General features: G+C 63.4%; 12 protein-coding genes and 1 pseudogene. 4 read left to right on the top strand and 9 right to left on the bottom strand.

From position 1 onward, the window contains the following. The first annotated feature begins 345 nt into the window (after positions 1–345). The 3 genes from XALGPE39_RS16510 (at position 346) to sppA (ending at position 5,285) form a co-directional block, all read left to right on the top strand. Positions 346–1,776: a hypothetical protein gene (locus tag XALGPE39_RS16510; RefSeq protein ID WP_052690082.1), complete on the top strand. Its 1,431-nt coding sequence runs from the start codon at positions 346–348 to the stop codon at positions 1,774–1,776. A 168-nt stretch (positions 1,777–1,944) separates the two neighbouring features. Beyond that, on the top strand, positions 1,945–3,315 hold the full coding sequence (locus XALGPE39_RS13365; RefSeq protein ID WP_045728603.1) for an MATE family efflux transporter: 1,371 nt from the start codon (positions 1,945–1,947) through the stop codon (positions 3,313–3,315). A gap of 77 nt (positions 3,316–3,392) precedes the next feature. After that, positions 3,393–5,285, top strand: a complete 1,893-nt coding sequence (sppA, locus tag XALGPE39_RS13360) for a signal peptide peptidase SppA (protein ID WP_045728602.1) — start codon at positions 3,393–3,395, stop codon at positions 5,283–5,285. An 81-nt stretch (positions 5,286–5,366) separates the two neighbouring features. On the opposite strand, the gene XALGPE39_RS13355 is transcribed toward sppA, so the two are convergent. Continuing rightward, complete coding sequence (locus XALGPE39_RS13355; RefSeq protein WP_235429818.1) at positions 5,367–5,627, bottom strand: hypothetical protein; 261 nt, start codon at positions 5,625–5,627, stop codon at positions 5,367–5,369. A gap of 34 nt (positions 5,628–5,661) precedes the next feature. On the opposite strand from XALGPE39_RS13355, the gene XALGPE39_RS13350 reads away from it, so the two are divergent. Further along, positions 5,662–6,438: an SDR family oxidoreductase gene (locus XALGPE39_RS13350; protein ID WP_045729216.1), complete on the top strand. Its 777-nt coding sequence runs from the start codon at positions 5,662–5,664 to the stop codon at positions 6,436–6,438. 149 nt (positions 6,439–6,587) lie between these two features. Here XALGPE39_RS13350 and XALGPE39_RS13345 read toward each other — a convergent pair whose 3' ends face one another. The 8 genes and pseudogenes from XALGPE39_RS13345 to XALGPE39_RS13315 all read right to left on the bottom strand — a co-directional run bounded on the left by XALGPE39_RS13345 (position 6,588) and on the right by XALGPE39_RS13315 (position 13,721). After that, the gene (locus XALGPE39_RS13345; RefSeq protein ID WP_045728600.1) at positions 6,588–7,229 is read right to left on the bottom strand and encodes a hypothetical protein; all 642 of its coding nucleotides are present in this window, start codon (positions 7,227–7,229) and stop codon (positions 6,588–6,590) included. Next, the gene (locus XALGPE39_RS13340) at positions 7,229–7,975 is read right to left on the bottom strand and encodes a hypothetical protein (RefSeq protein ID WP_045728599.1); all 747 of its coding nucleotides are present in this window, start codon (positions 7,973–7,975) and stop codon (positions 7,229–7,231) included. Before XALGPE39_RS13340 ends, XALGPE39_RS13345 begins: the two co-directional genes overlap by 1 nt. A 94-nt stretch (positions 7,976–8,069) precedes the next feature. Beyond that, complete coding sequence (locus tag XALGPE39_RS13335; RefSeq protein WP_045728598.1) at positions 8,070–8,630, bottom strand: Sua5/YciO/YrdC/YwlC family protein; 561 nt, start codon at positions 8,628–8,630, stop codon at positions 8,070–8,072. Between the two features lie 135 nt (positions 8,631–8,765). After that, on the bottom strand, positions 8,766–11,261 hold the full coding sequence (locus XALGPE39_RS13330) for a DNA topoisomerase I (RefSeq protein ID WP_045728597.1): 2,496 nt from the start codon (positions 11,259–11,261) through the stop codon (positions 8,766–8,768). Between the two features lie 246 nt (positions 11,262–11,507). Next, entirely contained in the window at positions 11,508–12,236 is a 729-nt protein-coding gene (locus XALGPE39_RS13325) for an RDD family protein (protein WP_235429913.1), read from the bottom strand. A gap of 48 nt (positions 12,237–12,284) precedes the next feature. Continuing rightward, a pseudogene (locus XALGPE39_RS16595) lies at positions 12,285–12,428 on the bottom strand (DUF4339 domain-containing protein); the annotation flags it as partial. 37 nt (positions 12,429–12,465) lie between these two features. After that, on the bottom strand, positions 12,466–13,224 hold the full coding sequence (locus XALGPE39_RS13320; RefSeq protein WP_045728595.1) for a GYF domain-containing protein: 759 nt from the start codon (positions 13,222–13,224) through the stop codon (positions 12,466–12,468). A gap of 23 nt (positions 13,225–13,247) precedes the next feature. Beyond that, positions 13,248–13,721: a DUF494 family protein gene (locus tag XALGPE39_RS13315; protein ID WP_045728594.1), complete on the bottom strand. Its 474-nt coding sequence runs from the start codon at positions 13,719–13,721 to the stop codon at positions 13,248–13,250. Between the last annotated feature and the right edge of the window lie 13 nt (positions 13,722–13,734).

The following is a 13,734-nucleotide window of genomic DNA, read 5'->3' as shown; positions in this document are numbered from 1 at the left end:
GTAAATAGCCGCCGTCACTAGAGAATCAAATTTATCCACACGCACTGTGGATAAGGCTGTGCATGAGCACGATGCTCCACGCTGTGAAGACGGACTCACAAGCCTCGGCAACGAGTTGGACAAAAAAGCGCCATTCGCATTTATGTCTTCAAAAACAATAACTTATCCGTGAAACATGGATGCAACACAGTGTTGCCGGGTCTTGACAAGGGAGGAGATGGCCGATTTGGGGTGCTGTGTACAACCCGCCGCTGCGATTGTGACCGGAGCACTGATTTGTGGTCCGCTGTCAAGCGCGCGGTCTGACGCGCGTCTCGCTATCATCACATCGATGATGGAGTTCCGATGACCGTTGTTTTCCCCTCTGGCGGCGCGGCTGCGCCGGCTGCGCTGTCGGCGTTCTTGCGCGGTATCGAACGCCGCGTCGCGGTTCTGGCTGAACTGCAGGGCGGCAGTCTGGAAGCCGTTGCCCCTGCGCTGGCCGCAGCGATGCGTGCCTTCGGCCGTCATGCCGCGACCCTGCCCATGACCGATTGGCCGCTGCATTTTTGGAAGTTGCTTGCGGCGGTGCCGATGCTACGCCAAGTCACTGTGACGACCGCTGGTGTCTGGCCGGTGCCGTTTGCACATCTGGCGAGGTTACAGCCAGCAGACCGCCTGGCATTGCTGTTGCGTATCGTGGCCGGGCTAGATGAGCCGCTTGCCGCACAGGTGCTGCAATTGTCCATCTCGGATTACCAGCAGGCACTGGCGCGTGCGTGTCCGCGCGATGAGGGCGGTCATCCAGATGCCGCCGCGTGGCGCGCATTGGCCGAGGCTGCGCAGCAGCATCTGCGTGATCTGCCGTCTGCAAGGCTGCAGACGCTGGCGCAACTGCGCGACGCGGCGATTGCCGAAACTACCTCGCCTGTGCGTGTTCCGCCTGTAGCCTTGCCAGCGCCGCCTGTGCGGCGCGCCGGCAAGCGTGGTGCTAGCCGCGCGCGCCTGGTTGTCGCAGTGATCGTGGTGGTCGCGGTGGGGCTGGTCGGAACCCTGTGCTGGGACCATCTGCCGACGCGACATGCCGTTGCCACAGTGGGCGACAATCTGCACCAGATGCTGGGCGATATTGGCCCGGTTCGGGTGGAGGCTTTATCGCCGGAATCGGACACCGCCACCGCCCCGCCGCTGCCGGTTGCGCAGCCTGCTGCATTGCCGGAACCGGCGGTTTACGATCTGGATTTCTACGCGTGGTATGCCGCCAGCGCCCCTGCGCCGCGGATCGAACGCAGTCCTCCCACTGCCGCCGATCTTGCCGATGCCGCAACTGCTACAGTCCTCGCGCCTGCAGTGATTGCCCCATCCTCCACGCCGTCGTCTGCATTGACCCCCGCGCAAGTTCACGAGCGTCAGCTTGCATGGCAGGCATTGGAGCCAGCCACGCAGGTGCGTCTGCGTCAGGCAGTCACCACGTTCGCCGCATTGCCAGTGGAGCAGCAGCACGCATTACGTGCGCAGTTCGCCGAGATGGACGCCATCGAGCGCCGCGGTTGGTTACTCGGCCCGGAGTTGGGCGCGGAGTTCTGGACGCTGCAACCGCTGTTCGGTTACGTGCCCGACGCCCAGCGCCAGACACTGTTGAGTCTGTTGCGTCGTATGCCGGCTGAGCAGCGCGCTCATCTGATGCTGCTCTCGCAACGTACTCCGCCGCAGGACCGGGCTGGGCTACTCAAGGATTTGCTGGCGCAGAGCAACGACAGCCGCGAAACCTGGTTGCATCAACGCGTGGTGCGTTGACCGGTCTGCGGGAAGTCCGGTCAATGCTCTGGTGCTTGCACCTTGCGTAACCCGTGTTGCGCATTTTTGAAATAATACATTTCCGTTGCGGGTAAAATGCGCTTACTCCGCCACCCGATACCGACGCTCTCCGCGTGGTCGCAGTGGTGGGATCGCTAGAGTCTTGCAATGGTTTTATCTTCCAACACGGTGGCGGTCCGTGGCAACGAGCTGCGCAGTACCGCACAGCTCGCCCTGCCGCTGGTTTTGGGTCATGTTTCCACGGGCTTGATCAGCTTTGTCGACAACGTGATCGCCGGTCATCATGGCACCCACACGTTGGCCTCGGTGACGGTCGGCACCGCCTTGCTATGGCTGCCGATGATGATTCCGATCGGTACCCTGATCGCTTTGACGGCGTTGGTGTCGCAACTGGACGGCGGTAAGCGCCATGAGCAGATCGGGCCGCTGTTCCGTCAGGCGCTGTGGTTGTCGCTGGGCATGGGAGCGTTGATGTTCGCATTCCTGAGCGTGCTGCCGATGGCGCTGCCGCGAATGGGCATCGATATCGGAATCGTATCGGGCGCGCACGATTTTCTATATGCGATCCGCTGGGGTGTGCCGGCGCTGGTGTTGTACTTCTGCATGCGCTATCTGAGCGAAGGCATGCAATGGACGTTACCGACGATGTTGCTTGGCTTCGGTGGTCTGCTGTTGCTGGCGCCGCTGGGCTACGTGTTGACCTTTGGCTTGTTCGGTCTGCCCGCGCGCGGCGCCGGTGGCCTGGGAATGGCGTCGGCGATCATGATGTGGGCGCAGGCGCTGTGCTTTGCTATCTATCTGGCGCGGGCCAAGCGTTTCGCCTCGTTACGCCTGTTCGCGCGCTGCGAGGCACCGGATCCGCGCGTGATCGTTGGATTGCTCAAGACCGGGGTGCCGATCGGCGTCACCATCCTGATGGAAGGGGGGCTGTTCATTGCCACCGCGCTGTTAATCGCGCGGCTCGGCGCGGTGCCGGCAGCCGCGCACCAGATTGCGATCAACGTGGCGCAGTTGTGCTTCATGCTGCCGATGGGCGTGGCTGAGGCGACCACGGTGCGGGTGGGGCGTGCGGCAGGTGCCGGCGATGCGGTCGGCGTGCGTGGCGCGGCCTGGGCTGGTTACGTCATCGTGCTCGGCACCCAGGCGCTGTCAGCGCTTGTGTTGCTGTTGGGTCACGATGCCATCGTCGGCATCTACACGCGCGACATCTCTGTGGCGACGCTGGCGTCCGCGTTGCTGCTGTATGCGGCCGCCTTCCAGTTCCCCGATGGTGTGCAGGTGCTGTCGGCTGGCGCACTGCGTGGACTCAAGGATACCCGTGTGCCGATGTTGCTGGCGCTGTGTGCCTACTGGGGCCTGGGCATGCCGCTCGGTGCCGGCCTGGGGTTGTGGCTGGGTTGGGGGCCGCAGGGCATGTGGATTGGTCTGATTCTTGGCCTGACGGCGGCGGCAGTGATGATGGCCGCGCGTTTGCGTTGGAGCAGTGCGCGCCTGTTCGCGGCACCTGTCACCCCCTGACTTCAGACGGATGTGCGGCGCTTGACGTAGCCGGTATGCTGCGCAGGCGCAAGACGCATTCCTTATCGGAGCTTTCCATGAACCAACCTGTGCGTCGCAGCCCCATCGTCAGCTTCTTCGTCGGCCTGTGGGATGTGATGAACTTTACCCGTCGGCTGATCTTGAACCTGGTGTTCTTCGGCTTCTTGCTCGTGCTGCTGCTGTTGGTGGTGGTCGCGATGGCGCGCGGCGATGGTGCCAAGGCCTTGCGCGACCGCACCACGCTGTTGATCGCGCCGGAGGGCAAGCTCGTTGAGCAGTTCAGCGCCGATCCGGTCAGTCGCGCGCTGGCCAAGGCGATGAACGACAAGGGCGCGCAGGAGATCCAGTTGCGCGATCTGGTGCGGGCGATTGAAGCGGCCAAGACCGACCCGAAGATCGAGCGGGTAGCACTGCGTCTGGACAAGCTGCAGCCGGGCGGCTTCGCCTCGATGCGCGAAGTGGTTGCGGCGCTGCAGGATCTGCGCAGTTCGGGCAAACAGATCGTGGCCTATAGCGACTCGCTGAATCAATCGCAGTATCTGCTGGCTGCGCAGGCCAACGAAGTCTATCTGGACCCGATGGGTTCGATGATGCTGGAAGGCTTGGGCCGCTATCGCCAGTATTTCCGCCAGGGCTTGCAGGACAAGCTCGGCGTGGATGTCCACCTGTTCAAGGTTGGCGAGTACAAGTCCGCTGCTGAACCTTACGTGCTCGACGCGGCGTCGCCTGCGGCCAAGGAAGCCGACCTGTTCTGGATGAACGATGTGTGGCAGCGCTACGTGGCCGATATCGCCAAGGCGCGCAAGTTGGTACCAGCGCAGATCAGTGCCGGCATCGACAGCATGCCCGATGGTATTGCGGCGGCGGGTGGCGATATGGCCAAGTTCGCCTTGCAGCAGAAGTTGGTGGATGGGTTGAAGACTCGCGATGAGGTCGAACACCTGCTGGCCAAGCGTGGCGTTGCCGATGCCGATACCGTCTTCCGCAACGTCGATCTGGACGGCTATCTGCAGCAATTGGAGCTACGCCGCTCGCCGATGGATGCGCGGCCGCAGGTGGCGGTGGTGGTGGCAGCGGGCGAGATCAGCGCCGGCGAACAGCCTGCCGGTCGGATTGGCGGCGAATCGACGGCGCAACTCCTGCACCAGGCGCGCGACGACGATGCGGTGAAGGCGGTGGTGCTGCGGGTGGATTCGCCAGGTGGCGAGGTGTTCGCCTCCGAGCAGATCCGCCGCGAGGTGGTGGCGCTGAAAGCCGCTGGCAAGCCGGTCGTGGTGTCGATGGGCGACTATGCCGCCTCCGGCGGCTACTGGATCAGCATGAATGCCGATCGCATCTACGCCGATCCATCGACGATCACCGGCTCGATCGGCATCTTTGGCATGGTTCCCAACATCGCCCGTGCGCTGGACAAGATTGGCGTGCATACCGATGGCGTCGGCACGACCCGCTATGCCGGTGCCTTCGATATCTCGCGGCCGATGGATCCGGTGGTGGGACAGGTGATCCAGTCGGTCATCAACAAGGGCTATGCCGACTTTACCGGCAAGGTGGCGCAGGCGCGTGGTAAGTCGGTCGAGGCCATCGATCAGGTCGCGCGGGGCCGTGTCTGGAGCGGCGCGCAGGCCAAGGAACGTGGGCTGGTCGACACGCTCGGCAGCTTCAAAGACGCGGTGGCCGACGCCGCTGCGCGCGCCAAGCTTGGCGGCCAAGACAAGTACCGAGTGCGTTACATCGAAAAGCCCGCTTCGCCATTTGCACAGTTCGTCAACGGTTTCGCCGGTAGCCGCATGGGTGCCTGGATGCTGGGTGACTCCGCGCTGGGACACGCACTGTTGGTGCGCAGCCTGCCGGAATTGGACACGCAGTTGCACTTCGTCCAGGACGCGGCCGCTAAGCGTCCGGGCGCGCCGGTGAAGGCGCTGGCCTACTGCTTCTGCGGCTTATGATCTAGCACGCAAGCGCTTCGGCGCGCCCGTGATGGGCGCGTCGTGCGAGGTTTTAACGCCGGCCGTCGTGGCCGGCGTTTTTCATTGCGCGGTGGCGTCGTCGATTGCGGCGTTCTGCGCTGCGGCGGCGCGTTCGACCGTTGCCTGCGCCTGCTTGGCACGCTCCAGTGGCTGTGCGACGGTCGCGCGCAGTGCGCTGGCCTGCGGTGCTGGCGGTGCGTCGACCGGCTTGGGCGGTTCTGGCTTGCATGCCGCCAGCATGGCCGACAGTGGCAGTGCCAACATCACCCAGCGCAGTGGTGTGGACATGGCAGCGACCTCATCGAAGGTGGGGGGTATCATCCTACGCCTCCTCCGTAGCCAAGCAGATAGGATGATGACGCAGCACCGTTGGCGCCTGGACGGACAGACCGCATTGATCACCGGTGCCAGTGCCGGCATCGGCCTGGCCATCGCACGCGAATTGCTCGGTTTTGGTGCCGACCTGTTGCTGGTGGCGCGCGATCTTGATGCGCTTGCCGCTGTCCGCGATGAACTGAGCGATGCTTTTCCAAAGCGCCGCATCTTGGCCTTGGCCGCCGACGTGTCCGACGATGAGGACCGTCGTGAGATTCTGGACTGGGTCGAGGATCATGCCGATGGCCTGCACCTGCTCATCAATAATGCCGGCGGTAACGTCAGTAAGGCCGCGGTGGATTACACCGAGGACGAGTGGCGCGGCATCTTCGAAACCAACGTGTTCTCCGCTTTCGAGCTATCGCGTTACGCTTATCCGCTCCTCGCGCAACATACCGCCTCTGCGATCGTCAATGTCGGCAGTGTGTCCGGGCTGACCCATGTACGCAGTGGCGCGCCCTATGGCATGACCAAGGCGGCATTGCATCAACTCACCCGCAACCTTGCTGCCGAGTGGGCCGAGGATGGCATCCGGGTCAACGCGGTGGCGCCATGGTATATCCGCACCCGTCGGACCTCCGGCCCACTCTCCGATCCGGACTACTACGAGCAGGTGATCGAGCGCACGCCGATGCGCCGGATCGGCGAGCCGGACGAGGTGGCCGCCGCAGTGGGCTTTTTATGTTTGCCGGCGGCCAGCTACATCACCGGCGAATGTATCGCGGTGGATGGCGGTTTCTTGCGCTACGGGTTCTAGGCTTTCCTGTCGTGGTTATGTTTGGCTGGCCTGGCGTTGTTTCGCGAGTCCTTTGCCGCGGTTGCCGTCTTTCGCGCGAGCCGGCCATGCCTGGTTTGCGTCGGCACCGGGCGAGGATGGAAGGTGCTGGGACAGCGTCGGATCGTGCGTTACGGCGACGTGGCGCAGTTGCTCGCTTCCAAAAGTTGCTGGCGGCGCTGGAACTCTTCCCGTAGTGCCTGGGCATGTTCCGGGATGGCAAAACGCCAGTGGGTTTCGGCTTCGGCTACGTAGGCCTGCCATGCTGCGCATAGCCCATCGCTGGGCACTGCCTGACATTGGTCGTGGACGACCTCGCAGGCGCTGCCGCCGGCGCGGTCGGGACTGCCGTCCAGGCTCTGGGTGGGCAAGGGGATGCAGCGTGGTGGTGGCTCGGCCACTTCACTGGTGTAACACTGCTGCTCGCGTGTTGTGCAGCTGTACAGCGCAGGCGGCGGTGGGCTTGGCGCCGCTACTGGTGCCGGTTCTGTGGTGGCGGTTGGCGACGCGGTCGCTGCAGCTGGCGGTGTTACGGCGGATGCTGATGGCTGTGGCTGTGGCTGTGGCTGCTGTGGCTTGGCCGGTTCGGTGGGTAGTGGAGCGGTGCTGACACCTTGCATGATCTTCTTTTGTTGGCGCATGCCTTTGGGGCAGGGCTGGTTCTGCACGGTCAGGTTGTCCTGCGCGTCGGTGCAGCGATAGAACACGACCGGCTCGGCGTGTGCCAACCCTGCCAAGCCCAGCAATGCGATCAAATACCTTGTGTGACGCATCAGTTGCCGCCGCAGTCCCTAGCCAAGCGCGCATCGATGCCGCGCTGTTCGGTTTCCATCGCGCGGCGCTCGCTCTGTAGCGCGCTGTTGTAGCGGCGGATCAATTCCCAGCGGCGGTCGGTCAAGCGCGCGCAGACCTCTTGTTGTGGCAGCGCGGTGCAGGTGTCGCGAACTAGGGTGCTGCCAGCCGGTACGATCACGCCAGCGCCTGGATAGACCACATGCGGTGGTGGAGGCGGTCCAGATGGGCGCGAGGCGCCGGGTGGAGGCGGTCCGGGTGGTGGGCGCTCGTCCGGGCCGCGTCCGCGTCGCCGTCCGTCCTGGCTGTCTGCGTAGCCGAATGCCCACAGCGGGATCCAGCGCGGATTGCCGGCATTGTCGTCGCTGGTATAGCGCTCGCCTTCGCTGGTGACGCACTCGTACATCGGTTGTGGCGGTTGCACGCTGACGATGCGGATCTCGCGCTGCGGTAGCGGCGCTGGGGCCGCTGCGTCACGCGCTGGATCGGTGCTGAGCGTTGTGGTCGGGCGTGTCAGCGGATCGCGCGGTCGCTGCATGTCCATCACCTGTTGCTGGCGCCCGCTTTCGCACGGAATGCTCTGTAGGCTGGTCGTGCCGGAGGTGGTGATGCAGCGGTAGATACGCACGTCGCCATCGCGGCTGTTGCTGCGCACGCTCTGCGCCCAGACGTTGCCGGTCGAGGGCAACAGGCTCAGCAACAGCAGCAAGCGTGTCAGGGTGGACATGAGCGCATCTTGCGCGCCTTCTTCGGCCGGGGAAAGAGCGGATGCGCCATCGCATCCGATCGATGCGGTCAGGATGCGACCAGGGCAAATGGTCTCAAGCCCGCAGAATCTCGCCGCTGATCGCGTCGCGGATCGGGGTCGGTTGGGCCAGACCACCCGTTTCGCCGTGGATCAGGCCGTCGAGTTCGGCCAGCAACTGCGGATCCAGTTCCTCGCGTTGCCGTGCCGGTGGTTCGCCGCCGCGGTTGGCACTGGTGGAGACTAGAGCGCCTGCCCAGTTGCGGCACAGTTCGGCCACCAGTGGATGTGCGCTGATGCGCACGGCGATGCCGTTGTGCGTGCCGGTGATCCAGGGCGGGGCCTGTGCGGCGGCGGGAAGGATCCAGGTATGTGGGCCTGGCCAAGTGGCCAATACCGTAGCGAGCCGCTCGGGCGGCAGCGCCGACAGGTCGAGCAGTGGACGCAGCGCATCGAGTTCGGCGGCGACCACGATCAGGCCCTTTTCCACTGGGCGCTGCTTGATCCGCAGCAGGCGGTTCACTGCCGTCGCGTCGTATGGATCGCAGCCCAGGCCCCAGACGGCTTCGGTGGGATAGGCAATAACGCCGCCCTGGCGCAGGACGGTGATGGCTTGGCTCAGTGACAGGTCGGTCATGTGTGCATCATGCGGTACGTGCTGGTGTTCGAACAATGCGCGCGTCTGCAGTGTGAGTGGATCTTGTGGCCGACATCGTGCCGTAACGCATGAGCATGCCTCATGGCGCGCGTGCCGACGCCCTTGCGACTGGAATCAGGCTTCTTTTTTGGCTTTGGCGACGGTCTTTTTGGCTACTTTTTTCGCTGCTTTCTTGACGGTTTTCTTCGTCGCTTTCTTGGCCGCCTTCTTCGCAGCTGGCTTGGCTGGTGTATCGGCGACGGTCTTCTTGGCCGGGCTCTTCTTCGGTGCGGCTTCCTTCTTGGCAGCGACCTTCTTGGCGCCGAATCCGCGGCGCACGGGCTTACCCGTCTCCTCCAGTAGCTTCTGTACCTCGTCCAGGGTCAGACTGGAGGGTTCGCGGTCCTTGGGGATCTTGCCGTTGAGCTTGCCATCGCTGATGTACGGGCCGAAACGGCCGTTGAGCACCTGAATATCGCTGTCGGGGAATTGCTTGATGATGCGGTTGCGCGCGATTTCTTCCTTCTCCTCGATCAGGAAGACGGCGCGGGCCAGATCAATGGTGTAGGGATCGTCTTCTTTTTTCAGCGAGGCGTAGACGCTGCCACGCTTGGCGAACGGGCCGAAGCGGCCGATACCGACACTGACGTCCTCGCCCTTGTCCTGGCCGAGCTGGCGCGGCATCAGGAACAGCTCCAACGCCTCCTCCAGGGTGATCGTGTGCATGCTCTGCCCTGGACGCAGCGAGGCGAACTTGGGCTTGTCCTCGGCGTCCTCGGCGGTGCTGCCGATCGCCGCATACGGCCCGAACCGGCCCAGGCGCACGCTGACCGGTTTGCCGGTCTTGGGGTCGGTGCCGAGCTCGCGCGCGCCGGTGGCCTCGGAGCGGTCCACCGATTCCTTTTTCTCCTCGACCAGTTCCTTGAACGGACCCCAGAACTTCTCCATCAACGGCCGCCACTCTTCTTCGCCGCGCGACACCGCGTCCAGGTCGTCTTCGAGCTTGGCGGTGAAGTCGTAGTCGACATAGCGGGTGAAGTGGCCGGACAGGAACTTGCTCACCGCACGGCCGACGTCGGTCGGGCGGAAGCGGCGCGCGTCCAGTTCCACGTACTTGCGGAATGTCAGGGTCTGGATGATCGAGGCGTAGGTCGAGGGCCGGCCGATGCCGTATTCCTCCAGCGTCTTGACCAGCGAGGCTTCGGAGTAGCGCGGCGGTGGCTCGGTGAAGTGCTGGTCGGCGTGAATACGGTCCAGCGGGATGCGGTCGCCAGGCTTCATCGCCGGCAGCTTACGGCCTTCGTCCTCGTCCTCGGCGGCCTTCTGGTCCTTGCCTTCCTCGTACACCGCCAGGAAGCCCGGGTCGATCACCGTGGTGCCGCTGGCACGGAAGCTATGCTCGCTGCCGGCAGCCAGTTCCACGGTGACGGTGTTCATCGTCGCTGGCACCATCTGGCAGGCCACGGCGCGTTTCCAGATCAGTTCGTACAGGCGGCGGCCATCGTCGTCCAGGTACTTGGCCATCTGCGCTGGTGTGCGCAGTGCGCTGGTCGGGCGGATCGCCTCGTGTGCTTCTTGCGCGTTCTTGGACTTGGTCTGGTAGGTGTTGGGCTTGTCCGGTAATGCGCTGGTGCCGAAGTCGCGCGCGATCACGTCGCGGATTTCCACCAGCGCGTCCTGCGACAGGTTCACCGAGTCGGTACGCATGTAGCTGATCAGGCCGACGGTTCCCTCGTCGCCGACGGTCACACCTTCGTACAGTTTCTGCGCCACGCGCATGGTGCGGCTGGTGGTGAAGCCGAGCTTGCGCGAGGCTTCCTGCTGCAGTGTGGACGTGGTGAACGGTGGCGCCGGACGGCGCTTGCGTTCCTTGCTGGTCACGTCGGTGACGTGCAGCGCGCCTTGTGCGGCCTTCTGCAGACGCATCCGCGCGTCTTCGGCGGTGGTGCCGTCGGTGATGGTGAATTGTTCGAATTTCTGCCCGTCGAGCTTGACCAGTTTGGCGGCGAACGGTTGCGACGGATGCGCGCATTCGGCGCCGATGCTCCAGTACTCACGCGCGAGGAAGGCTTCGATTTCCTCCTCGCGCTCGACGATCATGCGCAACGCTGGCGACTGCACACGACCGGCGGACAGGCCGCGCTGCACTTTGCGCCACAGCACCGGCGAGAGGTTGAAGCCGACCAGGTAATCCAGTGCGCGCCGCGCTTGTTGCGCATCGACCAAGTCGCCGGCGATCTGCCGCGGATGCGCCATGGCTTCCTTGATCGCGCGTGGGGTGATCTCGGTGAACACCACGCGGTGCAGCGGCTTGCCCTTGAGTAGGCCGCGCTCTTGCAGAATTTCGGCGATGTGCCAACTGATCGCCTCGCCCTCGCGGTCCGGGTCGGTCGCCAGATAGATGTCGTCGGCCGCTTTTGCGGCCTTGGCAATGGCGTCGACGTGTTTCTCGTTCTTGTCGATCAGCGCGTAGCGCATCGCAAAGCCGTCGTCCGGATCGACCGCGCCTTCTTTGGGAATCAGGTCGCGCACGTGCCCATACGAGGCCAGGACATGGAAATCCTTGCCGAGGTATTTGTTGATCGTCTTTGCCTTGGCGGGCGATTCGACGATGAGCAGGTGTTTGGACATGGGGCGTCGGGCTTCGATGGACGGGGGCGGTGGATGCCCCGGGGCGGTAGGGTGGCGCAATTGCTCCGGTTAGTGAAGCGCTGCGGTGTCGCATGGATGCCTTTACCCGGGGCAGATACCCCGAGCGTTCAGCTAGGTTGCTTATTTATTAGTGCCCATGTCTGGCGTCTGCTGTCAAGCTGGGACCGTTGCGCCATGCGGTCGGGTGCCCCGTTTTGTTGGCGTTGTTGTCACAGCGCAGAGCGCTCAGTGCAATTTGCCCTGGAAGGCTATTCTGATCAACAACAGCGCTATCACCAGTACCACCGCCGATATCAGGATGCCGAACAGCGTCAGGGTCACCACCGTGGCCGTGCCGAGCTTGCGTTGCTGCCGCTCTGGATGGTCGGTGTAGGCCCATTTGTCCACGACCAGGGTATCGCAGAGCATGTCGTGCAGGGCCTGCTTGCGCTCGGTGAAGGCGGCCATCAGGAAGCCGAGGCCGATAGTCACGCTGCTCAGCATGAAGCCGAAGTAGCGACCGATGGCCCGGGCAAAGCTGATGCGGCTGCCATCGCCGCGGACCACCTTGATGCCGATTACCATCTTGCCCAGCGTTGCCTGCTTGGTGGAGCTGTGGCACAGGCCGTAGTAGAGCGTCAAGATTGTCAGTTGCAGTAGGTATATCGCCAGCAGCATGGTGATGCCGCTGGCGGTCGAAGGATTAGGAGGATTGCGGAAGCCGTGAGCGCCAAAGAAGGCGAGCATGATCACAAACTGGATCACATTGGCGACGGTGCTGATCAGCGTGGCGTCGATCAGATAGGCGGCGACGCGCTTCCAAAAGCCGGCTTGCACCACCTCGCCGCACGAGTCACTGTCTGACCATGCGCTGGGGATCGCATAGGTGGATTGCGCCCCAACAGGTCTGGCTACTTTCCAGGCATCGGGTAGCGTCTGGTCTGACTGCGGAGCCGTTGTCGGGGTGTCTGCCATCGTGCGCGCTGGTGGCTGAGTCAGGTCGAGTTCGTCGGCGCACTCGGCCAGCTTGCGCCACTCGCTGAGGCCATCCCGCCAAACCAGAGTGGACAGGTTGATCTCGCCGCGTTGGAAGCACTGTTGCAAGTCGGTGGCTGGCATCGGTCCATGTTGCTGCTGCGCCGCATCGGCGTAGTACCACTCACGCATGTGTATCCCCGGATTGTTGTTGAAAAAAGTGTGCTGTTCACTGGCCGTGGCACTGAGTAGGCAGGTCACGGTGGTTTAGGCTGGTGCCTTGGCACTGAGCAGGCAGGTCGTGTTGGTTTAGGCTGGAGCTGCAGTGCCACGTGGAGCTTCGCGCATCGTAGTCCAGCCACAGTGCTTTGCCATCGAGCCTGGTGCGGTTGGGTGTGCGCAGTGTGGCTTCCAGGCCGCAGTGGCCGTTGTCGAGGCGGCCGATGCGGATCTGGCCGATCAAAGGCATGGTGTCGTGTTGTGACATGCCGAAATCAATATCGCTATTCGTTGCGCAACGCGGATGTTGTGTAGCGAACTTGGCGATTTCGGTCTGTAGTGGTGTCAGGCTGCCCAGTGCCAGGATGACCTGTGAGCGCGCCAGATAGCTTTGATAAAGCGGTATGGCGATGGCGGCGAGAATGGCCAGTACCGGTATCAGTGCGACGCTCGCACCGACTGCGACGATGGCGGCGATAGCGCAACCGGGCAAACCACGGTGCCGTGCAGGTGCCTTCGTCGTTGGGCTGGATGCGCGTGCATCCAGCGGCGGCAATGGTGGTGGTGTCGCCGGGAGGCGTAGCTCAAGCTCTAAAGCGACGGTATGCAGTGGCTGCCACGAGGTCATGCCCTCGCGCCAGACCAAGTTGTCGCGAGTTAGTAAGCCTTCGTCCAGGCGTGTGCGCAGCGTTTGTGCACTCAGCGGGCCGTGCCGCTCGCGTGCTGCGTCTATGTAATGCCAGAGAATGTTGGCGTCTTTTGTGTGCATCCGTGCAATCGCCGTCTAGTGTCTCAGTGCAGTGGCTCGGGTTCGTCGACGAACATCTGCGTCTCCATCCATGCGTAGGCTGCCTCGGCGCCGGGCTGGTTGAACAGAACCATCAGCACCACCCATTTCAGGTCGTCCAGATCCAGTTCGTCCTGGTCCAGTGCCATGGCGCGGTCCAGCACCAACTCGCGCTGGTCGCTGTCCAGGATGCCGTGTTGTTCCAGGAACAGCAGAAAACCGCGGCATTCCACATCCAGCTTATCCAGCTCCGGTCCGTGATAGAGCCGGATCGGGCCGTCGATACGCGGTTGCGCTACCGCCGGGCGCTGATCTGCCAGGGCATCGAGCCAGTCGAACGCCTTGCTGATTTCGGTGGGGCTGAAACCTGCCTGGATCAGGCCATTCTGGAGGGAGTCGCGATCACGAACCGGGTCCGCGTCTTCGCTGAAATAGTGTTCGAACAGGTACAGCAATACATCCAGAATGCTCTCTTTCATTGCCCCTCGGCCT

The organism is Xanthomonas sp. GPE 39 (assembly GCF_000963005.1).
GTDB lineage: Bacteria > Pseudomonadota > Gammaproteobacteria > Xanthomonadales > Xanthomonadaceae > Xanthomonas_A.
The sequence above is the reverse complement of the archived record's forward strand: the minus strand, read 5'-3'. Positions and strand labels throughout refer to the sequence as shown.